Origin of the sequence: Paenibacillus sp. MABNR03 (genome assembly GCF_050455445.1) — a bacterium.
GTDB classification, from domain to species: Bacteria; Bacillota; Bacilli; order Paenibacillales; family Paenibacillaceae; genus Paenibacillus; species Paenibacillus xylanilyticus.
The window spans coordinates 764459-787534 of the sequence record NZ_JBCIYR010000001.1 but is presented as its reverse complement, the minus strand read 5'-3'; the positions used below and the strand labels follow the sequence as shown (position 1 = coordinate 787534).

Genomic DNA, 23076 nt, shown 5'->3' with positions numbered 1-23076 from the left:
ACACGTCCCTCCTTATTCTCCAGCGGCCGATGGTCCCCGTCCTTCGATAATGGCCCGGATCTGTTCCATCGGCATCTTCGGCTGTCTGTCATACGTCAGCAGACCATTAATCTCCTGTTCCACATCCGTCAGTTGTGTATAACAAAAACCTTCAACGACAGGAGAATCCAGCAGTGGCTGTATTACGGCATGCAATCGCGCTGCAAAATCTTCATCATTCTCGGCTCCGGAGTAGCCCCAGCCCTCCCATTCGCTTTTTTTGTAACCAATCCCTCCAAATTCGGTAATCAGTATGGGCTGTCCTTCATAGCAATAGCCGCCTACACTCAGCTTTCGGCTGCCAGGCAGGGCACTCACTGCATTTTCACGGGTACGATATCGTTCCTCAAGGATTTCCCGTCTCCATTCATAATCATGGATATTGTACAAATCCGTTTCTACCATCTCCCAGCCGTCATTTGAGATAACCGGACGAGTCGGATCAAGTGACTTGGTCAAATAATACATCGACAAGGCGTGATATTGCTGCTCCTTGCTGGTCAGAATGTTGGGAACACCCCAGCTCTCATTAAGAGGTACCCAGACTACAATACTTGGATGGTTGTAATCCCGCTCCAGTGCCTCCTGCCATTCCTTTGTGATCTGTGCAACATATTGTTCGGAGAAATCATAGGCATTCGCCATCTCTCCCCATACCAGCAAACCCAGCTTATCGCACCAGTATAGATATCTTGGATCTTCGATCTTCTGGTGTTTTCTGGCACCGTTAAAGCCTAATTCCTTTGTCAGTTCCACATCATGCCGAATCGCCTCGTCACTCGGCGGAGTCAGGTTGCCATCCGGAAAATAACCTTGATCCAAAACCAGCTTCATAAAATAAGGACGGTTATTCAGAAACAGTTTGCCATGTTCAATCGAGATTTTACGCATACCGAAATAACTGTCGACCTCATCGACGGATACACCATCCACCAGCAGCGTGAAATGAATATCGTACAGGTTGGGTTGTTCTGGTGACCAAAGCCTGCCCAATCCATGTTGATTAAAGGTGTGAAGTCCGATGGTACGGCTCTCCTCCCTGCCGCTGATTCGGTATTCATCCTCCGTCAACTGATCGCCCTGATAAGAAATCTGCACACGCAGTCTAATTTCCTGTGTGTCCCTCTCCCTTTGTTCACTTTGAATAAAGGAGGTGATTTTTATCTCGTTGCGATCGATATGGGGAGTAAGACGAACCTTTTGCAAGTAAACAGAATCAACGGCTTCCAGCCAGACGGATTGCCATATTCCGGTGGTGCGGGTATAAAAAATTTGTGCGGACTGCTCCTGCCAGAATTGCTTCCCGCGCGGCAGTGTCACATTCCTGCTGTAATCCAGTGCCTGCACTGTTAATACGTTGACCCCTTCCTCCAAAGCATCCGTGATATCGGCATGAAAAGGGGTGTGTCCCCCTTCATGTTGAACCACAAGCTGTCCATTGACCCATACAGAGGCTTCATAGTCCACCGCTCCGAAATGGAGCAGCAGACGTTTGCCAGAAAATTTCTGCGGGATGTCAAAGGTCCGTTTGTACCAGACATTATCATGAAAATCCGGATCTCCAATACCGCTTAACCGGCTTTGAAAAGCGAACGGAACCTGAATTCGGCGGCTAAACACTTGAGTCCCCTCATTCCATTTGTCCGCACGTCCGCGATTGTCATCGTCAAACTCAAACTCCCATTCTCCGTTCAGACTCATCCAATTTTCCCGCACAAATTGCGGGCGAGGATAATCTTCTCGTACCATTGCCATCAGCACTCCTGTTCCCGTTGAATCTGTAGTGTTTCTTTAGCCTTTAAGCCAGATTGATCTTGCGGATCACTTCGAGTGGTACTTTTGGTTTACGGTCTTCCGTCAGCAGACCATTAATCTCCTGCTGCACATCCGTGACCTGCGTATAACAATAGCCCGAGATATATGGGATGGCTTTGATCGCTTCGGTGATGGAACGGAAACGTTCAATAAAGGCTTCGACCGATTCCACCTGATTACCATAACCCCATCCTTTATCCGACTGGAAAGCAATACCTCCAAACTCACTAATGATAATGGGTTGCCCCTTATACTTGTAACCTTCAGCAAAAGCAAACTTCCATCGATTGGAAGCAGTCTTGTTATTTACGATCATGTCCTTATCCTGATACCGTTCCAGAAAAGCTTCTCCCGACTCCACATAATCGTGAAGTGTCAAAATATCCGATACCGTATGCTCCCATCCGTCGTTGGTAATGACCGGACGATACGGATCAATGGCTTTGGTCAGATGGTAAATGGACTCAGTAAACTGCTGCTGCCTTACCTCATGGCCAATCGTCGGTATTCCCCACGATTCATTAAATGGAACCCAGGTAATGATGCTGGGATGATTGTATTGCTGGGGAACAATTTCTAGCCATTCTTTGGTGAATCGACTTACAGCCTCATCGTTAAACTCAAAAGTTGCCGCCATTTCCGACCAGACCAGCATGCCTTTTACATCACACCAATACAAAAAGCGTGGATCTTCCAGTTTCATATGTTTACGGATTCCGTTATACCCCATCTCGGCAATTTTATCGATATCCTCAATTAGTGCTTCCACTGAAGGCGGGGTCAAATGGCTCTCCGTCCAATATCCCTGATCCAGAATCATTCTTTGGTACAACGGAGCATTATTCAGCAGAATCTGCCCATTTTCAATCGATATTTTTCGCATACCAAAATAGGAATGGACCCGATCGATTTCCTTCTCATCTTCATACATCACAAACTCGATATCGTACAGGTTCGGTGAGCCTGGTGACCATAACGACTGTTTCCATGGCCCGCCCGCTTCATGTTTCACACTGGCTTCCACCGTCATCCAGGGTCTGTCCGGAGACAGACCGATGGTTTGCACATGCTGACCCTTCAGCTCAATCCGTGTCTCCAAACGCAAGTTGTTCTTGCCCTCGATCCCACTCAACTGAAAGTCCAAACGAATCATATGACGGTCGATATCCGGTGTCATCTTGACCGCTTCAACCCTTGCTTCACTTACATGCTCCAGCCAGACACTTTTCCATATCCCGGTGCTTTGTACATAAAAGCATTCAAAATTATCATCCACCCAGCGTTGTTTCCCCCGAGGTTGCACTGCACTCTGACTGTCTTCAACTTCAAGAACAATATTATTCTCCGAGCCGTAAGTGATATAAGGGGTAATGTCGAATGAAAACGCTGCATACCCTCCCTCATGCTCACCCACAACCGTTCCGTTCACCCAGCATTTTGCGCGATAATCCACCCCTTGAAAATGCAGAATGGTTCTCTTGCCTTCTACCTCGTTAGGAATAGTGACCTGCTTGCGGTACCAAACGAACGGATGAAATGTTTCGATCCCGATTCCGCTCGCCTGAGTTTCATAGGTAAAGGGAACTTTAATTTTGAGTCCTTCCGGAAATTGAGCTTGGTCATACCAATGCCCGCTCTCACCCACTTGATTGTCGTCAAAACTAAAGTCCCATTCTCCATTCAAATCTAACCATTCTTGGCGTACAAATTGTGGTCTTGGATAATCTTTATTGTAAAATTTAGTTGTCATCTTGTTCTCCCCGATCTCCTATTTATTTGGCTCATTGGCCTGAAACACATCAGCGTTAGGTTTAAATATAAGAAAATTGCAGGTTATCCCTTAATACCGGACATGCTAATGCCTTTAACAATCTGTTTCTCAAAAATGATAAACAATATAATGATGGGAACAGAAGCCACGGCATTAATAACCATCGGTTTGACGTAATCTTCCGAATACTGCCCCATTAACGTTGGAATACCCATTGGCAGCGTAAACAGATTATCATCCGTTATGGAAAGGAATGGCCATAGGAAATTGTTCCACGAACCGATAAAGGTCAGAATTGCCATGGATGCCATCGCCGGTCGTGTCAAAGGAAGCATGATGCTGGTAAAGATTCGCCAAAAGCCTCCGCCGTCTATTTGCACACTCTCCAGCAGATCATTAGGCACGCTATCGAAGAAGCTTTTGAGTACTATGACAGCTACAGGTGAAGCCAAAGCAGGAATAATCAATCCACTGTATGAGTTCAGCAAATGCAAATCCTTGGCTACCTGATAGAGCGGAATAATGGTAGCTTCTCCGGGGATCAGTAATCCACCAAGAATGAAAAAGAACACAAAAGTACGGAAACGAAACGGCACTTTGGAGAGAGCAAATCCAGCCATCGCCGCGAAAATCACAGTCAGTACCGTCACAACTACAGCGACAAACAAACTGTTAACAACCCACTGGGAAAGCTTGGTGGTCGTAAGTACTTCCTGATATACAGCCATGGAATATGGAGGTTTAAACCAGTCCAGGACCGTGATGATCTTCATGCCTTCTTCTTTGATGGATACAACCAGCATCCATACCAGTGGGGCAGCGAACATGACTGCCATCAATGCTGAACCTATACGGTATAGCCATTTCATCAGCTTTCCGCCCCTTTCCGGTTATTAATCCAGTATTGCAGCGCCGACAGCACCAGCAGGATAACGAACAAGATATAGGACATCGTTGCGGCATAACCCAGATTGTTGTTCTTGAATCCGGTCTGATAGATCAACTGAATAATCGGTCGTGTCTGGTCAAGCGGTCCCCCGCCCGTAATAACGTAGATCTGCATAAAGACCTTATATGAAGCGATAATTTGCAGCATGGTAATGGTTTTGGTCAGTGGCTTCAGATAAGGAAGAGTAATCTTCCAAAATATTTGTGTATCGCTTGCTCCATCCAGCCTTGCTGCTTCATAGATCTCATCCGGTATTTCCTGCATGGCCGAGAGATACAAAATAAAGTTGAAGCCGACCGTCCACCAGAGGGTAATGATCGTAATCACGACCCATGCCAGCCCCGTTTCTGTCAGCCAGAAGATCTCAGCATGTTCAGGCAACAATTGAAACAGGTGCAGCACGGAATTTACAAGTCCCGTATAGGGCTGAAATACGAATAATCCCAGATAGGCTGCGACGGCAACAGAGAGCACGCTTGGAATGAAAAAGATGATGCGGTAGAATTTCTGCAAAACCGATTTTCGGTTGGCAATCACAGCCAGCATAATGGCAAGGATAATCATGGTTGGAGTACTTAAAAAAACGAAAAAAGTTGAATGCCAGATTGCCTCCCAAACTTCCCTGTCCTGAAGAACCTTACGGAAATTGTCAAGGCCGACAAAATCCATTTTCTTAATCAACGTCCATTTGTAGAAGGTCATCTCAACGCCTTTAATCATTGGCCAGATCGTAAATAAACCATAGACAATTAAGAATGGAAGCAGAAATACCAGCGCCTGAATATCCGCTCTCATTTTTTTGATCTTCATATGCGTCTCCCCTTTGATTGGCACGCAAGCCTGTGATTGTAATGAGGATTAACACAGGCCTGCATGATCCGTCATCCTTCTATTCACTCAGTATTTTCTGAATGGCTGCCTCCATGTTGTTCATGGCATCCGCCGGAGTCATTTTGCTCACCCAGACTTCATTCAAAAATTTAAAAGCGGCTTCATCACGGATTTGCGCATTTTTGGTGGAATGTTTACTGAATTTAACGACGCTTGCCACCTCGGCATAATCGCTGCGATATGGCAGATCCTTAAATTCCTGCTTCTCCAGCACAGATGGCTTGGATGGGATATGTCCTGCTTTGGCCCAAACTTGACCATTGTCGGCAACATAATCGGCAAAAATCATGGCCGCTTTACGTTTGGCTGGATCTTCATCCTGCGTCAGTGGCAAAATGATCGTGTGAGAATCTCCCCAGGTTGCTTCCTGATCATAGAATTTGGGAATAGGCATGGCTCCAAACTCAAGTCCCTTGGTGGATTCCCACGTTCCTGTTGTCCATACCCCTGTCATGATAATGGCTGAAGTACCACTCTGAAAATTTTTATAAAAGTCCGGATCATTTTTCTTGATATAACCTTCGGTAAACAGTTTCTGAACATACTCAGCTGCTTTAATGCCTTTCTCCTTATCTATGGCTGCGGATTTCAGGTCATCCGATACCACATCATTTCCACCCATTTGTGAATATAAGGACCACCATAGCCGGTATGGATCATCATTGTTATTGGAGAGTGCAAAAGGGGTCACCTTGGCAGGCAGCTTTTCTTTTAAAGTCTGAAGGAAAGTGAGAAATCCGTCAGCGGATTGCTCCAGGATTGGCTTGCCGTCTTCGCCAAGCAGCCCCGCATCTTTTAACAGTTTTTTGTTGTAGAACATAATAAAAGGATGAGTATCAATGGGAGCGGCATAATGCTGGCCATCGACTGTAACCGCATCCAAAAGATTCTGATTATAGGAATTCCAATCCACGCCTGCATCTGTGGCGGGAGTGTCGAGTTCAGTGACTACCCCTTGGTCGATCAGATCGGGAAGCCTGGAGGAATGGGAAATGCCAATGTCCGGTCCATTGCCGTTTCCAACAGCGGTAATGAGCTTGGTGTAATACTCTCCCCAAGCCAGTTTCGTATTTTTCACTTCGATGTTCGGGTGAGTTTTGTTAAATTCATCGACCAATGTCTGCATGTTTGCACCATCTCCGCCATCAAACAGTGTCCAGAAAGACAACGTTACTTTTTCATCCCCGGAGGCATCATTACCAGCGCTGTCATTACTTCCGCTGCAAGCACTTAAAACCGTGGATAGCGAGAGAAGTAACGTTAGTGCCAACAAGCCCATTCTTCTTTTCATGCGAGTATCCCCTTTGTTCTAGTTTTATAGATACAAACGATTTAATTGATTTATTACATTATTATTGTATCTATAGTGGGATTATATCGATGTATTTTTTGTTTGTCAACGCTTTCAATCGTATTTCATGTAATTATTAAATTGAAAAAAGCTTTAGTTACAGTTTATCCGCAACTAAAGCTTTTTCATTAATACACATCGGGATCCATTACATAATTAATAGTCATTTTGATGTTCTGATCGTGATCTCCGAATTGGCGACCAAACAAGTTAACGCCCCCTTGGTACACCGCGTCTGGTTTGATGCCTATACGTAAACGAAGTTTATGGCTGTTCTGCAGGTTGAGCTGATCCAAAGTAACCTGTGAAATTCTCTCCATATCAAGCGTTGTCTTCTCTTTATCCACCCGCCACGTCTTAAGCAACCCGTACTGGGTAGATCCCTCATACCACCAGGCAGGGTTCAACTTCCCTCTCCTGTCCCCAAAATCACCGGGACAAGTCCACATGCCGATTTCCACACCATTAATCCATATGGAAATATCAGAAGGCCAGTTGAGATCATAATTAGGGGCTTCGGAACACATCTCCATCGAAAGCTCCAGGGAATCAATCCTCGCACCTGACGGTATTTCTAAAGGCATTAAATATTCGACATAACCTTTGCGAAACCACATAATCTGGGCCCCTATATGTTTCGGGTGAAAGAAGCTCGCCGGCTCATCCTCGCGTATAATCATTCCATCCGCATTCGCCATACCGCAAGTGGGTGATACTTCACAATCACTATAATGACCAATCGGCATATCTACTTCATAAACCTGAATATTCCCTTTGGTACCTGCTTTATCCAAATTCAGTGCAATATGAATATCGTCATAATTGCGACTGCACACCTTCATCGCTCCGCGAGAAGCTGGCTGCAGCTCTGTATTTATTAACCTCGCAGACTCCAATACTTTGATATTGCTGGCTACTGTGGATACAGGCAAGTTGAGAGCTTCAGCGATTTCCACAATGTTAAGGTTTTTGGAAATAAGGAGGCGGAGGATATCCACCCTGGAACGTGTAGATAAAGCATGAGTAACTGTTACCAGCTTGTCCGGTTCATCAAAACTAAGTTCAAGCATTGCGTTATCCACCTCATTTCAAGTTTGTGTTTCAATAATTTTACTTGTATGCATCTAAAGAGTCAACTTTGCTGTATTAAACCTTTTATTTTGTATTAAACGAATTTTATCGAATGACTGTTTTTATCTTCACTTCAACGGTGCAAATCACTCTCATAGCCAACACAAAAACACCTTAAAAACCATCCTCCATCTCTTACGACATGGGGGATTTTTTAAAGGTGTTTTGCCGTGCCTCAAGCTTTGGCTTTGGGTTCAATCAGACAAAGCTTTCGCCCGTTTATAGTGAGCTTTTTTTGACTTTACTATTTTTTGATGCGTATGGTTTGGATTTGCTGTTATTTGCTTTCCCCGTCTTTGTAAACCACTCGGACTTGGGCTTGCGTGCCGGGTTAGCTTTGGACTTGGCAGGTTTATTCGCCGCGGGTTTGCGGGCTTTAGCTTTCGCTTCGATTTTTGCGAACACAGGAGCACTCGCCATCGGATAAGGGTGACCCTTCACTTCAGGAATGCTCTTCTTGATCACCTTCTCAATATCCTTGAGGAACGGCAGCTCTTCCTTTTCACAAAAAGAGATCGCCATCCCGCTATGCCCCGCTCTACCCGTACGTCCAATGCGGTGTACATAGGTTTCCGGAATATTAGGCAGGTTGAAGTTAATGACATGTGAAAGCTCTTCGACGTCAATTCCTCTCGCCGCAATATCCGTCGCTACCAGCACTCGTGTAACTCCGCTTTTGAAATTGTTCAGTGCCTTTTGCCGATCCGTTTGAGACTTGTTGCCGTGAATAGCCTGGGCAGTAACATTCACCTTGGACAATTCCCGCGTAACACGGTCCGCGCCACGCTTCGTGCGGGTGAACACCAATGCCGAAACAATGGATTTATCCTGTAAAATGTGGTTCAACATATTTTGTTTCTTGCCGTTCTCCAATAAATACACAGACTGTTCAATTCGATCTACCGTAGAAGACACAGGCGTAATTTCTACTTTAACAGGATCAACCAGCAGCGTTTTTACCATTTTTGTGATTTCCGGAGGCATCGTCGCCGAGAAGAAAAGGGTTTGTTTCTTGCTCGGCATCTTGGAGATGATTCTCTTCACATCGTGAATAAAGCCCATATCCAACATGCGGTCAGCTTCATCAAGAACCAAAATTTCAATAAAACTCAAATCAATACGTTTTTGATTGACCAGATCGATTAATCGGCCGGGAGTTGCGATAATAATGTCTGCGCCTTGATTCAGCGCACGCTCCTGCACCTTTTGTGAAACACCACCAACGATAGCCGAGCAGCGAATATCCGTATAACGGCTATACGTCTTGATGTTATCCGAAATTTGGATAGCAAGCTCTCTTGTCGGCGTTAAAATCAATGAGCGAATACGGCGTCCGGGTTTGGGACCACTGGCCTTTTCGCTTAATAGTTGAATGATCGGCACAGAAAATGCTGCCGTCTTCCCTGTCCCTGTTTGCGCACAGCCAAGCAGATCTCTTCCTGCTAACACGGCTGGAATCGCCTGTTCCTGTATAGGTGTCGGGGAGGTATAGTTTGCTTTGTTCAAACCTTCCAAAATCGGTGGGATAATATTCAAGTCTTTAAAATTCATTGAGTCTCCTTAATTACGTTCATATATAAGACGTATCTTTGTTTTCACACGTAACGTATAAGGATAACATTAAAAAGACAATTTGTATATTATCTTTTCATTTCCAATGGTTCAACTCACCAGTTTCAACCCCACCGCTGATCCGAGAACCAAGGCAATAAACACGATTCTCAACGCATTTCGGGATTCTCCATAAAAAATCATACCCAGTATCGCGCCCCCGGAAGCTCCGATTCCCGTCCAAACCGCGTAAGCCGTTCCCATAGGGAGGGTTCTCATCGCCAGAGACAGGAACCCAAAGCTTAACCCAAAACCTGCAACTAAGAGAAGAATGGATGTCAGGTTGCGATCCTTGTTCCATTTATTAATCATCAGCACACCCATCATCTCGAACAACCCTGCCATAATAAGAAATACCCAGCTCATGAATGATGCGCCTCCTTCGTTTTCTGCTTGCTTACCATCTTCAGTCCGATTACACCGAGTAGCAAGACACCAATGAGTATCATTTTCCCAGCCTGAACAGCTGCACCAAACAATATAATCTCTGCTAGTACTGTGCCCGCCGTACCCAGTCCAACAAAGACCGCGTATACAGTGCCCACATCGAGTGAACGGGAAGCTGCAATCATTAAGGAAAAGCTGATGGCAATGGCAATTACGGTTGCTCCCCATTCCACCAAACCGCTGGCATGCTTCAGGCCGATCACCCAACCCACTTCGAAAAACGCTGCAATAATGACAAACAACCAGGTTTTGTTCATTCTGACCTACTCCTTTTTCAATACATTTCATACAACCAGGATGGATCTCTTCGCGAAAAATAAAAAAAGCCCGGGAAATAAACTGCATTGATGCAGTTCATCTCCCAGGCTTTTATCCCTCCGTGGCACAACCATCAGGTTATGAGCTTTCTCTCGGACCAGACCGATATTCTATCGCGGAACCCTAGAAAACATGTCGTATGATTTTATGATACCTATTATACACACTTCCCCCCTAACGGCAAGCCTTTTATGATTTAATAATCATCCCCATTAATCCCACAAAGGTTGCCGCTTGATATGGGGAAATGATACAGCCATTCAAATCTTCCATGTTCAAAACCAAAGAATCAAAGTGGCAATTGCTAAGATCCATGTCTTTCATTTTGGTCCCCATCATGGAAGCTTGATCTATTTTACAGTTGTCCATAACGATCTTCTGCATTGCAAGATAGGCAAAGTCAGATCGAATGAATGAAGATTCGGCAAAAGCGACGTGTTTAAGATGAGCAAACCTGAAATTGGAGTAATCTCCCACACATTCAATAAATCGAACATTTTGCATTCGGCTGTTGGAGAAATCAGTACCAACCATTTTGCAATTTTTCCATGCGACGCGGTGCATAAAAGCATCTGGTAATTGGACATTGGAGAAGTCACAATTTTCAAAAATCACATCCGTAAATTCGAAATTATCCAATGTCGAATCGGAGATGATCACATTTCTAAAAATGACATTCTCAAAGGAAGCTTTGGCTGCTTCCTGGTGATCGAGCGACATATTTTCGATGAGTTGATTCCGGTATTCAACTTTGGATTCCAATACCTCAATGGTTCCGGATGTCATCCATTGTTCCTGCATTTTGGGATTGTCAATTTTCATGGTTCACCCCCGTCTCCTTCATAGCTACGACCCGCAACCGGCTTGTATCCAGAAACCATTGTCCTTCAGTCATAAGATGCGGCTGTACCTTTTTCTCGACCGCATCTATGATGACTTCTTGGTCTGCAGGTGTGACGTCCCGGAAGAAATAATCTGCAAAACTGCTCACCCATTTCCTAACACCTGGCTTGAGCGGTTTACGCTGATCGAAATGTTCGGCCATGGTGACACGGAAGCCGTTTTGTTCGAGCAGTTGGGCGTATTCCCCAAGGGTAGGGTGATACCACGGATTTCGCCCTTCCCATCCATATCCACGCGCAACCAGTTCCTCCTGAATTGCCATTGTCAGTACAGCAACATTGCCTTTTCCCGCAAATTCAGCCACAAATCGTCCGCCCTCTTTCAGGGCTAAGTATATCGTATGAACCACAGCAGGTGCGTCCAGTATCCAATGTAAAGCAGCATGTGAGAAGACTGCATCAAACGGATCATTTGTCCGATAATGACATGCATTCTCCACTTGAATGTTCAGATCGGGGTATTTCTTCTTCGCCTGACTGATCATTTCCTCTGACAGGTCGATGCCTGTTGGCAGAGCTCCTGCAGCTGCAATTCGGGCTGTTAAATCTCCATTGCCACATCCCACATCAAGAATTCGTTCTCCAGGAGAGGGCTGCAGCAAGGAAATAAGGTCTGCTCCCTTCTTTACTGGAGAATCTGGCGTATGACCGCTCAGCTCTTGTCTTGTCGATTCTTTAATACTCATAAATAATATACCCACTCTCAATTAAAGATCTAATGTATCCATGATAACTTTAATACACCGGAAATGTCAATCCAATCTGTGAGCATAAAAAAAGGCTAACCAGCAGTTTCTGGCTAACCTGATCGTTACAATGCCTTCTTCCATGGCTTTCTTTTTTGCGCACGCGATGCGAATCGCACTTTATTTAAACACACTGTCCGGAACATAATACACTTTCTGTGTGTTCTTCTTGTTTACCGGATCCGAAACAATGGTAAAATACACGTTACCATTTTTGGTCTGTACACCTTCAATTTCCCGTTTCCCTACATTGGTAATATTCACAAGCGTTTTGTACGTTCCCGAGTTCGATATCAGTGCAATTTTCGGTGTATCACCATCCGCACCTCCCGAAGTGTAGATCTCCGTTTTGTCTAACAGATCCGCACCCTGAAATGAATCATTCGGTCTGATGATATTGTCACCGGACTGCGTAAAACTCGCAACACAGGCACCAACTGCTGCAGCACTATCCAGTCGTACCTGCTTATTGCTATCCAGCAACTTGTTCAATTTCACTGTATCATAAATCGACCAAGTGACTGTTTTCTCCTTCGTTTGTACCCGGAATACGGTATATTTGCTGTTGCCACCGCCATCAACGCGGTACGTTTCACCCAGCCTTGAACCATTTTTATTGGCATAATTCATGTATGTGAATCGGTTCAGATCGGTGTAATCTACTGTTTTACCAGCAGCGTACTTCAGCCTCGCTACCTGCAGTGACCAATAATAAGAAGTTGAAGAGTCCGCTTTGGAACTGAAATAAAAATAGTTATCACCATTGTAAGTATACATATCGAGTGTTTGACAGTGGCCTGTATTCGTAATGGTCATTTCATCAACATAAGCAGCATCATTGCCGTTAATCAGCAATCTGGACAGATAGCATGTACCTTTGGAGCGCTGAGTCACATAGAGGTACTTATCCGCAATATATGCTTTTTGAACAGCTACATTGTGATTAAGCCCTTTCAGATTATAGGCCAGTTTAGCCGTAGTATTTACGGTTTTCCCAGGATTTGATGCGAAGACCGGAATGACAGACATGCCAAATACAACCAAGGCGAGCATTAGAGATGTGTACATCTTCAATGTTCTTCTGATCAGACTGGATGTTCTCACTTGAGACATAATGATACCTCCATCACATTGATCTTTGTTTTGCATCGAATTTAGCGTCAAGGACTACTTCCATTCTAACTACATTTCGAAATTGGATAAAAGTGCCATTAGATGTGTTTTAATAACCACCCTGATGTACCTATAAAATAGGGCCATGATTCCATCCGGGATGAATTCATGGCACCTTTTTCGAATATAAGGTTCAATACTCAATTGTAGTGAATAGTGAAATACATCTGCTTATAAACGCCTCATCGTTCTGAAGCACCCGACTTCTCCCCAATGTGCATTGATTTACGTTTCACATACAAAGTAAACAGGAGAAGGGCAATCAAAACAGACACCGCACTGACACTAAAAAGAACGCTGTAGCTCGTGTATTCGGATACCAAACCCAGTAAAATTGCACCCAAACCGATCCCCAAATCCGTAGCGGTCGAGAAAAAGGCATTGGCCGCACCTTGACGATCCTTCGGTGCCATGCGAAGTGTTATAGCTTGAAGAGCAGGCTGTGCAGAACCAAAGCCAATGCCGTATAGAACGGCAGAACTCAGTAATCCGAATAAACTGGTCGAAAAACTTAAGACAATCAGGGCCAAAATAGTCATGATAAGGGCTGGCACAATAACAGCCACCTCCCCGGTTCGGTCAGAGAGTTTTCCTGCAATGGGACGAGAAAGAGCAAGCGTTGCTGCGTAAACCAGAAAAAAAGTGCCGGAATTTACTTGTATTTCCGCCGCAAATAGTGGAACAAAAGTGGTAATCCCGCCATATGCAACAAACAAAAAGAAAATGGGTGCCATGACAGGCAGGACGGATTTTTCGAAAATTTGAATTTTCTTCTGACCTGTAATCGGCTTGAACGGCATTTTAGCACCCAGCGTCAGCAGCAATGCAACAACAGATAGTGCAGCGGCAAACTGGAACATGCTCTGATAAGAATCAACTTGCATGATACCCAATCCAATCATCGGACCAATTGCCATGGCAAAGGTCATGGAGGTGCTGAACCAGCCCATCCCTTCCCCTCGGCGCTTGGCTGGAATCATGTCCGTGATGGCGGTCATCATGGCAGTCGTGGACATGGCCCAGCTCATCCCATGCAGAATCCGTAGTCCCATCAGTACCAGAATGCCGCCAACCCAGTTATACATATACATCGATGCAATAAAAACAAGCAGCCCTCCGATCATAAATGGACGTCTGCCGAACCGATCCAGCAATCCTCCGACAAAGGGCCGGAATGCAACAGAAGACAACATCAAGGCGCCCATCGCCAGCCCCACTTGCCGTTCATTGCCACCCATCTCTTTAATGAAGAGCGGAAGAGTCGGATATAGCATATAAAATGAAGTGAATAAAAAAAGCAACCCCACTGTCATCAAAATAAATGACTTGGTCCATAAACGTTCCAACGATACATTCCTCCTCATCAGTACGACTTTAACAGGTTCCTCTATTCTAACTAGGATTCATAAAGCTCATCTTCGATTTATAGAACTGAAGAATGGGTTTGTCTAGTAAAAAAAGTCGCCACCAAGGCGACTTCATGAATAGATAAGTTTACATGCTAGCTGAGATTTCCGGTCACCGGATGAGGCACATACGCTTCTTCCAGGAAACTGATTTCTTCCGCAGTGAGTTTCACTGAAAGCGCGGATACAGCATCTTCGAGATGATGAATCTTGGTTGCACCAATGATCGGTGCGGTTACTGCTTCTTTTTGCAGCAGCCATGCCAGAGCAACCTGAGCTCGTGGAATATCGCGTTTCCCAGCCACTTCCGCTACTCTCTCCACTACCTGACGATCGGCTTCCACCATTGTACTTTCATAAAACGCTTTTCCGACAGGATCAATCTCCGAACGGGCAGTCTGTTCATTCCAATCCCGTGTAAGGCGTCCTTTGGCCAGGGGGCTCCATGGAATAACACCAACACCTTCATCAAGACATAATGGCAGCATTTCACGTTCTTCTTCGCGATATAACAAGTTCAGATGATTTTGCATGGAGACGAATTTCGTCCATCCATGCCGTTCGGCTGTATGCTGGGCTTTCATGAACTGCCAGGCATACATGGAGGAAGCCCCAATGTATCTGACTTTTCCAGCCTTCACCACATCATGAAGGGCCTCCATTGTTTCTTCAATAGGCGTTGTATGATCCCATCGATGAATCTGATACAGATCCACGTAATCTGTTCCCAAACGCATAAGACTGTTATCGATTTCGTTCATAATCGCTTTTCTCGACAACCCTGCACCATTGGGTCCATCATTCATCCGGAAAAACAATTTGGTCGCCAGAACAATCTCATCCCGGCGGGCAAAATCCTTCAAGGCACGCCCTACGATTTCTTCACTGGTTCCATCTGAATAGATGTTCGCCGTATCAAAGAAATTAATACCCGCCTCAACTGCTTTTTGAATAAATGGGCGACTCTGCTCTTCATTCAGTGACCACGGAGCCATCCCCCGTTCCGGTACACCGTAACTCATACAGCCAAGGCACAATCTCGAAACGTCCAGACCGGTACGTCCCAATTTGACATATTCCATGATTCACACTCCCCTTGATTATTTCTATCCCAACAACCCAAAATCACTGTCGATTTTCCCAAAAGGTTCAAAGCCCCGTCCTTTTCTCCAGTTCTTCCGTGTATCGCGCGCCCATCAAAGTAATCTTCGAGGCTGCGTCATTTATGTTCTTTACATCTTCAGGCGTGAGTATAATGTCTGCCGAGTTCAGATTTTCTTCCAATCTGCTTCGTTTGCGCGTGCCCGGAATCGGTACGATCCAAGGTTTCTGTGCAAGTAACCACGCAAGCGCAATTTGGGCCGGACTGGCCTTTAATGCCTCCGCCTTCTCTTTCAATAGATCAATCAGCACTTGATTCGCCTCCAATGCTTCAGGCGTAAACCGGGGCAGAATGTTTCGCAAGTCCCCTTGATCAAATGTCGTTTTTGAGTTGAAACTTCCCGTGAGATAACCTTTGCCCAGCGGGCTAAATGGAACAAAACCAATGCCGAGTTCCTCAAGCGCAGGAATCAGCTCTTCTTCGGGACGTCTCCACCACAGGGAATATTCACTCTGCACTGCAGCGAGAGGCTGAACTGCATGAGCACGACGGATCGTATTCACTCCAGCCTCGGACAGTCCCCAGTGCTTCACCTTTCCTTCCCGAATCAGATCCTGAACAGCCCCCGCCACTTCCTCAATGGGCACATCCGGATCGACCCGGTGCTGATAGTACAGATCAATGGCTTCGACCTGCAGACGCTGCAGTGACTCCTCCGCCACCTTGCGAATATGTTCGGGACGGCTATTCATTCCGCTGTGTTTGCCGCCCTGTATATCGAAGCCAAATTTGGTTGCGATGATGACTTGATCCCGCACGGATTTCAGCGCTTCGCCCACAAGTTCTTCATTAATATAGGGTCCGTATACCTCAGCAGTATCGAAGAAGGTTACACCTCGCTCGACAGCTTCCCAGATCACAGAGATCATCTCACTTTTGTCAGAAGCCGGGCCATACCCGTAGCTCATGCCCATACAACCAAGCCCTATCGCCGAAACTTCCAACCCGCTATTTCCCAATGTCCGTTTTTGCATCATGCATCTTCCTTTCCCATATAATAATACTTTTAGCCAACATTCCAGGCATTTCACTGAACACACTCTCACTTGTTTAATTCTGTGAGCTTAGTCTTATTATGCTCAAGCATGTGCACCAAGCGGTATATCAATTGTCTTAAATGATTGCCTAATCCTATCACAGGCTCTTTTGATTTCAAATAATAGGCCTTATAATGAAACCAGGTTAAACCCGTAAGGAGGATTCAAATGACCGAGGATCTATCTCATCAGAGCCGAGAATTAAGCGAGTTGGTTGAGCGTCATTCCATTCGCAGCGGTGGTGTGGAGACACCAATCCCTTCCCTGTTTTTCTTTCATCACACAAGGACTTCCGAACCGGCATATCGGGTTTATAAGCCTTCATTTTGCGTTATCGTTCAAGGTTTAAAAGAAGTATTGCTCGCCCAGGAGCGCTTCGAATACGGCCCTTCCAATTATCTGATCGCTTCCATGAATCTTCCGGTGATTGGGCAAATTATCAAGGCATCCTCTGATGCCCCTTACCTAAGTCTCAAGCTTGAGTTCACACCGAATCAAATTCTTGAAGTGTTAAACGAATGCAACATACAAGTAACTTCCAAAGAAAACGCCAGACGCGCCTTATTCGTCGGAGAGATGGAATCAACCATACAGGATGCCCTACTTCGGCTGCTTCGCTTACTGGACACACCGGGGGAAATTCCTTTTCTGGCCCCTTTGTACACCAAGGAAATTTTGTTCCGTCTTCTCCAAGGACCTTACGGAGGTGAACTGGCACAGATTGCTGTGGAGGGAAGCAGTACGTATCGAATCAGGGAAGCCATTGAGTATATCGTTCGTCACTGGGAACAGCCATTTCGGATCGAAGATCTGGCAGAGACAGCCAGCATGAGCGTATCCTCGTTCCATCGGCACTTCAAGGAGATTACGGCCATGAGCCCATTACAATTCCAGAAACAATTAAGATTACAGGAAGCCCGGCGGCTTCTGATGGCTGAGTCTGCCGATGCTGCCGATGTAGCTTTCCGGGTGGGATACGAAAGTGCTTCCCAGTTCAGCCGTGAATATGCGCGCATGTTCGGTGCACCTCCGAGAAGTGATATTAAACGGTTGAAGGAAAAATACGATCTTATCTTGAGTGAGTAGCTCCTAAGCGCATCAATAAAGCAAACCAAAAAGGACGACCAGTGGTCGTCCTTTCTCAGTATCACGTAACTAATCATCATTCATTTCTATGCTTAAACCAATGCTTCAGCGAGTAGCGGGGCCTTACTTGTTTCACGCAATAATTGGGCGATGTCCCGAGTCAATGCATCCACATTCTCCCGCCGAGTTGCCCAGCTTGTACAAAAGCGAACTGCACTGTGGGTATCGTCAACCTTTTCCCAAAAGGAGAACGTATACTGACTCCGCAATTGTTCAAGAAGATGGTCAGGCAAAATCGGAAATTGCTGGTTCGTTGGTGATTCGTACAGGAATCGGATGTTCTGCTCTTCGAGTGAATCATGAATTCTCATCGCCATATCAATCGCATGACGGGAAATCTCCAAATACAATCCATCCTCAAACAGCGTTTCGAATTGAATGCCCAGCAATCTGCCTTTGGCGAGCAAACCACCTTTTTGTTTGATCATATAACGGAAATCGGGCTTCAGTGCTTCATTCAGGATTACTACGGCCTCCCCCATCAAAGCCCCAATTTTGGTGCCACCAATATAGAACACGTCACACAGACGGGCAAGATCAGCAAGAGTCATATCACAATTTTTGGACGCAAGTGCATATCCCAGGCGTGCTCCATCAACGAAAAATGGGAGACCGCATTCCCGGCTTGTTTCGAATAATGCCTGCAGTTCCGCCTTGCTGTACATCGTACCGTTCTCTGTTGGCTGAGATATGTAAACCATGCCAGGCTGTACGCAGTGTTCCGGAGATGACTCACTCATATGTGACTGATAGACTGCCTTCACTTGGTCAGGTGTGATTTTCCCGTCTTCGCTGGAAACAGTGAGCACTTTATGGCCGGTTGCTTCAATCGCTCCCGTCTCATGAACGGCGATATGGCCCGAGGTTGCTGCAATAACACCTTGATAAGGACGCAATATGGACGCAATCACTGTGGTGTTCGTTTGTGTGCCGCCGACCAGGAAGTGCACATCTGCCTGCTCATTATCACACGCCTGACGAATAAGAGCTCTCGCCCGATCGCAGTGTGGATCTGTGCCATATCCGCTCGTTTGTTCCATATTGGTCTCTAACAGTCTTTGCAATATACGCTCATGCGCACCTTCGTTATAATCACATTCGAATCGTATCATCGTGTTGTCTCTCCTGCTCTCTTATTCAACTTCTCTTGTATGTTCATCATCGAGGCATAGACCTCTCTGATCTCTTCCTCGTCCAGATTCTGCATTAACTTCAGGATCTGCTGGTCAGACCGATCATTTAATTCGGCGTAAAGTTCCTTGCCCTTCTCCGTTAGTCGAATTAAACTGACCCGACTGTCTGCTTCCGAATTCACTTTGACCAGCAGGCCTTCCTTGGACAGCTTGTTCACGATTCGGCTCATGTAACTGCGATCAATGGTCAGCGTATCCACCAGATTGTTCGCAATACTTTCTCCACGAATCCCAATTTCAATGATGACCCTTACTTCGGCAAACGAATAGCCTGTACCAAGGATATGCTTATCCAGTACACCAAGGATATTGGTATAAAAACGGTTGAAACGCCGCATATCAGCCAAAATATCGGAATTTATGTGCTGAGAGTCGATATCAAACCCTCCCTTTTAGTGGACATTGTCAACAATATAATAATTAGATTAGTGGACGATGTCAACAAAATGATTCTAAACAATAAGAAAACCAAATACCTGCGCATATAAAAAACCGCGCATGATGCGCGGCTCTGTTTATACAATCTTATGAATGGCTGTATTGTACCTGATGAAGTCGGCTGTATATTCCTCCAGCTGCGACCAGTTCATCATGGTTCCCCTGCTCGGCAATGCCGTCAGCGTTCACGACCATAATCCGGTCCGCATTCTTGATGGTTGTCAGACGGTGTGCAATGACCAGCGTCGTTCTTCCCACAGAAAGTTCTGCAAGAGATTTCTGAATTAACGCTTCGGTTTCAGTATCCAAAGCGGATGTAGCTTCGTCCAAAATCAGGATCGGTGGATTCTTCAGGAACATGCGGGCTATGGACAAACGCTGCTTCTGCCCTCCCGAGAGCTTAACCCCTCGTTCACCGATAACCGTATCGATGCCGTCCGGCAAAGTAAGAAGCAATTCTTCCAGCGATGCGCGGCGGGCAGCATCCCAGATTTGCTCATCCGTTGCCGTCAGATCACCATAGGCAATATTCTCCTTGATTGTGCCTGAGAACAGGAATACATCTTGTTGAACAATACCGATATGCTTGCGAAGGGATTGCAGCTGGACATTTCGAATATCGACACCGTCCACCGTGATCCGCCCCTCTTCCACTTCGTAGAACCTTGGAAGCAGGCTGCATATGGTGGTCTTACCTGCACCGGATGGACCAACAAAAGCTACCGTTTCTCCAGGTTTAATGGATAAACTGATGTTCTTCAAAATTCGGCGGTTGGGCTCATAACCAAACGACACATTTTCGAAGCGAATATCCCCCCGAACGTGATTTAACGCAACAGCATTTTTGTCATCCGCGATTTCGGGCTCCGTATCAATAATCTCCAGATAGCGCTTGAAACCGGCGATTCCTTTCGGATAACTTTCAATTACAGCATTGATTTTCTCAATCGGGCGGAAGAAGATGTTGGACAGCAGCAGGAATGCCATGAAATCACCCATATCAATTTTGCCGTCAATAAAAAACCAGGCACCACTGATCATCACAAATACCGTAACCAATCTCATCATCATATAACTGACAGATATGCTCTTGGCCATCGTTTTATAGGCAAGCAGCTTGGTTTGACGAAAGTTCTCATTGTCAACGGAAAACAGTTTTTTCTCATGTTCTTCATTGGCAAACGATTGAACCACACGAATTCCGCCTACGTTATCTTCGATCCGGGAATTGAAATTACCCACATTACCGAAGAGACGACGATAGGTTTTGGTCATGCGTCCACCAAACACGATAATGACCCAGGCCATAATCGGGATAATGACAAATGTAATCAGTGCAAGCTCCAAATTAATGTTTGCCATCAGCCAGAATGATCCGATCAATGTCATAACCGCGATGAAAACATCCTCAGGTCCATGGTGAGCAACCTCTCCGATGTCGTTTAGATCATTGGTCAGGTGACCGATCAGATGGCCCGTTTTGCGGTTGTCAAAAAAGCGGAATGACAACTTCTGCAAGTGAGCGAACATCTTCTCACGCATGTTGGTCTCAATGTTAATACCGAGCATATGTCCCCAATATGTAACGACATAATTCAAGGCTGTATTAAGCGCATAGATCGATAGCAGTACAATACAGGCCAGGATAATGAGCGGCCAATCCTGACCTGGCAATAACTCATTAATAAATTTACTTACAGCTAGAGGAAAGGCCAGTTCCAGCAAACCTGCGATGACCGCACAACCAAAATCAATGACAAACAATTTCTTGTAAGGCCGATAATACGAAAAAAAACGACGAATCATTCTTGTTCACTCTCCACATCCTGATTAGGGCTTTCCTCTTCATTTTGCAGTTCGAAGAGATGAATATATTCATCGATCACCTGGTCAATGGCTTTCAGTTCACCACTGATCATCGGACGAATATGCTCATATTCCTCTTGACCGAGTTGTCTGGCCAAAGTCGTTCTTCGATTCTGCATTTGTTCCAAAAAGACTAAAATTCTTCCACGTCGAAACGTTTGTGCCCCATTACCCCGTTTTCCGTTATGCTCTCCATGCCCTCTCCCACGTCTTGAACGTTCACTTTGTTGCTCATCTTCCCCGCGGCCACGTCTGGATCGCTCTCCATGGCGATCAGGTTGTTCGTTCATATTTATATGTCTTTCTCTCATTTGTGAAACACCTCCATTTCCGTATACATATGTATACAAATTGTTCATGTATACGATTGTATACGCAGAGGTTTTTTCTGTCAACCCGTATTTTTCCATTTTATTCTGAACAGGAGAAGAGCAGATTGACACTAAAAAAAAACAACTTCAATCGCCGCCTTAGCCCCGGTGCTAACACAGCGATAGAAAAACCGTCCCACAGGACGGCTTTTGATATTCATTGATACACATCTCTGAATCACGAGTAGACTTTTACAGAATAGCTACTTCGCTTCGTTCATGAATGCTCTAACATCTTCAGCGATTTCTTTAAATAACGTATGGTGTAAGTAATGCTCGCCATCCATAGTTATTACTTTTCCATGTAAAGAATCTTTAATCTGTCCTTCGTGCAGTGGTATCCATTCTTTTACACCTTCATTATTCGCTTGAACAAGGAGAAGAAGTGGAAGGTCTTTAGGGAAGGTTAAACCTTGAGCTGCCTTGAAATTGGAAGAGATATGCTCCATCTCATTCAACATCGTGGAACTATTCGAGTTTTTATTCGACAGCATTTTCATCTGCTCTACGGTGTGCTCGTCAAATGGGAGTCCAGCATAAGGGTCATCACCAAATTTGACCACCAATCTTTGAAGACCTGATTTTTTAAGGAAATTGAACATTTTTACAGGTAATTTAGCATCCATACCCGGTTGTGTTGGAACACTGCTATCAATTCCGACAAATGCAGTTACTTCATTCGGATACTTGTTCACATAATCAATGCCGTAAATGCCTGCAATGGAGTGGCCCATGAGGATGTATTGGTTAATATTAAGCTGCTGCAGAGCTTCATGAACTTCACTTACGATATTCTCTGTGGTTCGTTCTTTTTCCGTTGCATCGCTTAAGCCATAACCGAAAGGCTCCACTGCTACCACTTTGTAATATGGAGATAGCTCGTCGATGAGCAGTTTAAAATCAAGCGCTGGTGAAGCTGTTCCATAACCTGGCAGAAGCACAATCGTTTCCTTGCCTTCGCCCTGAATGAACACATTCATATTTTTCCCGTCTACGGATACATGCTGACCATAGGGCTCTATCTTTTTCGCCTCTGAATTTGTACTGATCACATTCGTGATATAGACAATACCTAGAAATAGAACAATGGCAATTACGATTGCTCCCAGTATTTTTAGTATCCTGTTTCGTATTTTCTTGGCCCTCGATCCATTCTTTGCTTTCTTTTCCTCTGGTTGTGTCACTCTCATCTTCTCCAATCCTGAACTGTTGTTGGGCTTTTCTTCTTTGATGCTAATGAAATCTTAACTCCTGAAAATGTACTGCCCGTGACGTCAATATGAACTCAATATGAACAAGCACGAAAATGTTGC

General features: G+C 45.2%; 21 protein-coding genes and 1 riboswitch. Of the genes, 1 reads left to right on the top strand and 20 read right to left on the bottom strand.

Going from position 1 to position 23076, the window contains the following annotated elements; translation table 11 throughout:
• Positions 1–12: 12 nt before the first annotated feature.
• The 15 genes from AAIH57_RS03410 to AAIH57_RS03340 all read right to left on the bottom strand — a co-directional run bounded on the left by AAIH57_RS03410 (position 13) and on the right by AAIH57_RS03340 (position 16686).
• Positions 13–1794: a glycoside hydrolase family 2 protein gene (locus AAIH57_RS03410; RefSeq protein ID WP_430020538.1), complete on the bottom strand. Its 1782-nt coding sequence runs from the start codon at positions 1792–1794 to the stop codon at positions 13–15.
• A gap of 43 nt (positions 1795–1837) precedes the next feature.
• Positions 1838–3604, bottom strand: a complete 1767-nt coding sequence (locus tag AAIH57_RS03405) for a glycoside hydrolase family 2 protein (RefSeq protein WP_430020537.1) — start codon at positions 3602–3604, stop codon at positions 1838–1840.
• An 83-nt stretch (positions 3605–3687) separates the two neighbouring features.
• Complete coding sequence (locus AAIH57_RS03400; protein WP_430020536.1) at positions 3688–4494, bottom strand: carbohydrate ABC transporter permease; 807 nt, start codon at positions 4492–4494, stop codon at positions 3688–3690.
• Positions 4494–5384, bottom strand: coding sequence for a carbohydrate ABC transporter permease (locus AAIH57_RS03395; RefSeq protein WP_430020535.1), 891 nt, complete (start codon positions 5382–5384; stop codon positions 4494–4496). The genes AAIH57_RS03400 and AAIH57_RS03395 overlap by 1 nt, the downstream gene beginning before the upstream one ends.
• A gap of 79 nt (positions 5385–5463) precedes the next feature.
• On the bottom strand, positions 5464–6756 hold the full coding sequence (locus AAIH57_RS03390; protein ID WP_175396518.1) for an ABC transporter substrate-binding protein: 1293 nt from the start codon (positions 6754–6756) through the stop codon (positions 5464–5466).
• A gap of 188 nt (positions 6757–6944) precedes the next feature.
• Positions 6945–7886, bottom strand: coding sequence for an ArsR/SmtB family transcription factor (locus AAIH57_RS03385; protein ID WP_175396517.1), 942 nt, complete (start codon positions 7884–7886; stop codon positions 6945–6947).
• 280 nt (positions 7887–8166) lie between these two features.
• Positions 8167–9498, bottom strand: coding sequence for a DEAD/DEAH box helicase (locus tag AAIH57_RS03380; protein WP_430020534.1), 1332 nt, complete (start codon positions 9496–9498; stop codon positions 8167–8169).
• 111 nt (positions 9499–9609) lie between these two features.
• Positions 9610–9924, bottom strand: a complete 315-nt coding sequence (locus AAIH57_RS03375) for a DMT family transporter (protein ID WP_175396515.1) — start codon at positions 9922–9924, stop codon at positions 9610–9612.
• Positions 9921–10262: a DMT family transporter gene (locus tag AAIH57_RS03370; protein ID WP_175396514.1), complete on the bottom strand. Its 342-nt coding sequence runs from the start codon at positions 10260–10262 to the stop codon at positions 9921–9923. Before AAIH57_RS03370 ends, AAIH57_RS03375 begins: the two co-directional genes overlap by 4 nt.
• Before the next feature lie 99 nt (positions 10263–10361).
• Positions 10362–10461: riboswitch (guanidine-I (ykkC/yxkD leader) on the bottom strand.
• A 51-nt stretch (positions 10462–10512) separates the two neighbouring features.
• Positions 10513–11145, bottom strand: a complete 633-nt coding sequence (locus tag AAIH57_RS03365) for a pentapeptide repeat-containing protein (protein WP_175396513.1) — start codon at positions 11143–11145, stop codon at positions 10513–10515.
• On the bottom strand, positions 11135–11911 hold the full coding sequence (locus AAIH57_RS03360) for a class I SAM-dependent methyltransferase (protein WP_430020533.1): 777 nt from the start codon (positions 11909–11911) through the stop codon (positions 11135–11137). Before AAIH57_RS03360 ends, AAIH57_RS03365 begins: the two co-directional genes overlap by 11 nt.
• Positions 11912–12091: 180 nt before the next feature.
• On the bottom strand, positions 12092–13084 hold the full coding sequence (locus AAIH57_RS03355; RefSeq protein WP_430020532.1) for a hypothetical protein: 993 nt from the start codon (positions 13082–13084) through the stop codon (positions 12092–12094).
• 242 nt (positions 13085–13326) lie between these two features.
• Complete coding sequence (locus tag AAIH57_RS03350; protein WP_430020531.1) at positions 13327–14490, bottom strand: MFS transporter; 1164 nt, start codon at positions 14488–14490, stop codon at positions 13327–13329.
• A 155-nt stretch (positions 14491–14645) separates the two neighbouring features.
• Positions 14646–15632, bottom strand: coding sequence for an aldo/keto reductase (locus AAIH57_RS03345; protein ID WP_175396509.1), 987 nt, complete (start codon positions 15630–15632; stop codon positions 14646–14648).
• Between the two features lie 67 nt (positions 15633–15699).
• The gene (locus AAIH57_RS03340) at positions 15700–16686 is read right to left on the bottom strand and encodes an aldo/keto reductase (RefSeq protein WP_430021326.1); all 987 of its coding nucleotides are present in this window, start codon (positions 16684–16686) and stop codon (positions 15700–15702) included.
• A 231-nt stretch (positions 16687–16917) separates the two neighbouring features.
• Between AAIH57_RS03340 and AAIH57_RS03335 the strand changes: the two genes are divergently transcribed.
• The gene (locus AAIH57_RS03335; protein WP_430020530.1) at positions 16918–17835 is read left to right on the top strand and encodes an AraC family transcriptional regulator N-terminal domain-containing protein; all 918 of its coding nucleotides are present in this window, start codon (positions 16918–16920) and stop codon (positions 17833–17835) included.
• A 92-nt stretch (positions 17836–17927) separates the two neighbouring features.
• Here AAIH57_RS03335 and AAIH57_RS03330 read toward each other — a convergent pair whose 3' ends face one another.
• The 5 genes from AAIH57_RS03330 to AAIH57_RS03310 form a co-directional block, all read right to left on the bottom strand.
• A complete protein-coding gene (locus AAIH57_RS03330) occupies positions 17928–19007 on the bottom strand; it encodes a threonine aldolase family protein (protein ID WP_175396507.1) in 1080 nt (359 codons plus the stop codon).
• Positions 19004–19426 carry a MarR family winged helix-turn-helix transcriptional regulator gene (locus tag AAIH57_RS03325; protein WP_175396506.1) on the bottom strand — a complete coding sequence of 141 codons (423 nt, stop codon included), beginning with the start codon at positions 19424–19426 and terminating at the stop codon, positions 19004–19006. Before AAIH57_RS03325 ends, AAIH57_RS03330 begins: the two co-directional genes overlap by 4 nt.
• 187 nt (positions 19427–19613) lie before the next feature.
• Positions 19614–21332, bottom strand: coding sequence for an ABC transporter ATP-binding protein (locus tag AAIH57_RS03320; RefSeq protein ID WP_175396505.1), 1719 nt, complete (start codon positions 21330–21332; stop codon positions 19614–19616).
• Complete coding sequence (locus AAIH57_RS03315) at positions 21329–21703, bottom strand: 2-keto-3-deoxygluconate kinase (protein ID WP_430020529.1); 375 nt, start codon at positions 21701–21703, stop codon at positions 21329–21331. The genes AAIH57_RS03320 and AAIH57_RS03315 overlap by 4 nt, the downstream gene beginning before the upstream one ends.
• A gap of 263 nt (positions 21704–21966) precedes the next feature.
• The gene (locus AAIH57_RS03310) at positions 21967–22947 is read right to left on the bottom strand and encodes an alpha/beta fold hydrolase (RefSeq protein WP_430020528.1); all 981 of its coding nucleotides are present in this window, start codon (positions 22945–22947) and stop codon (positions 21967–21969) included.
• Positions 22948–23076 lie beyond the last annotated feature (129 nt).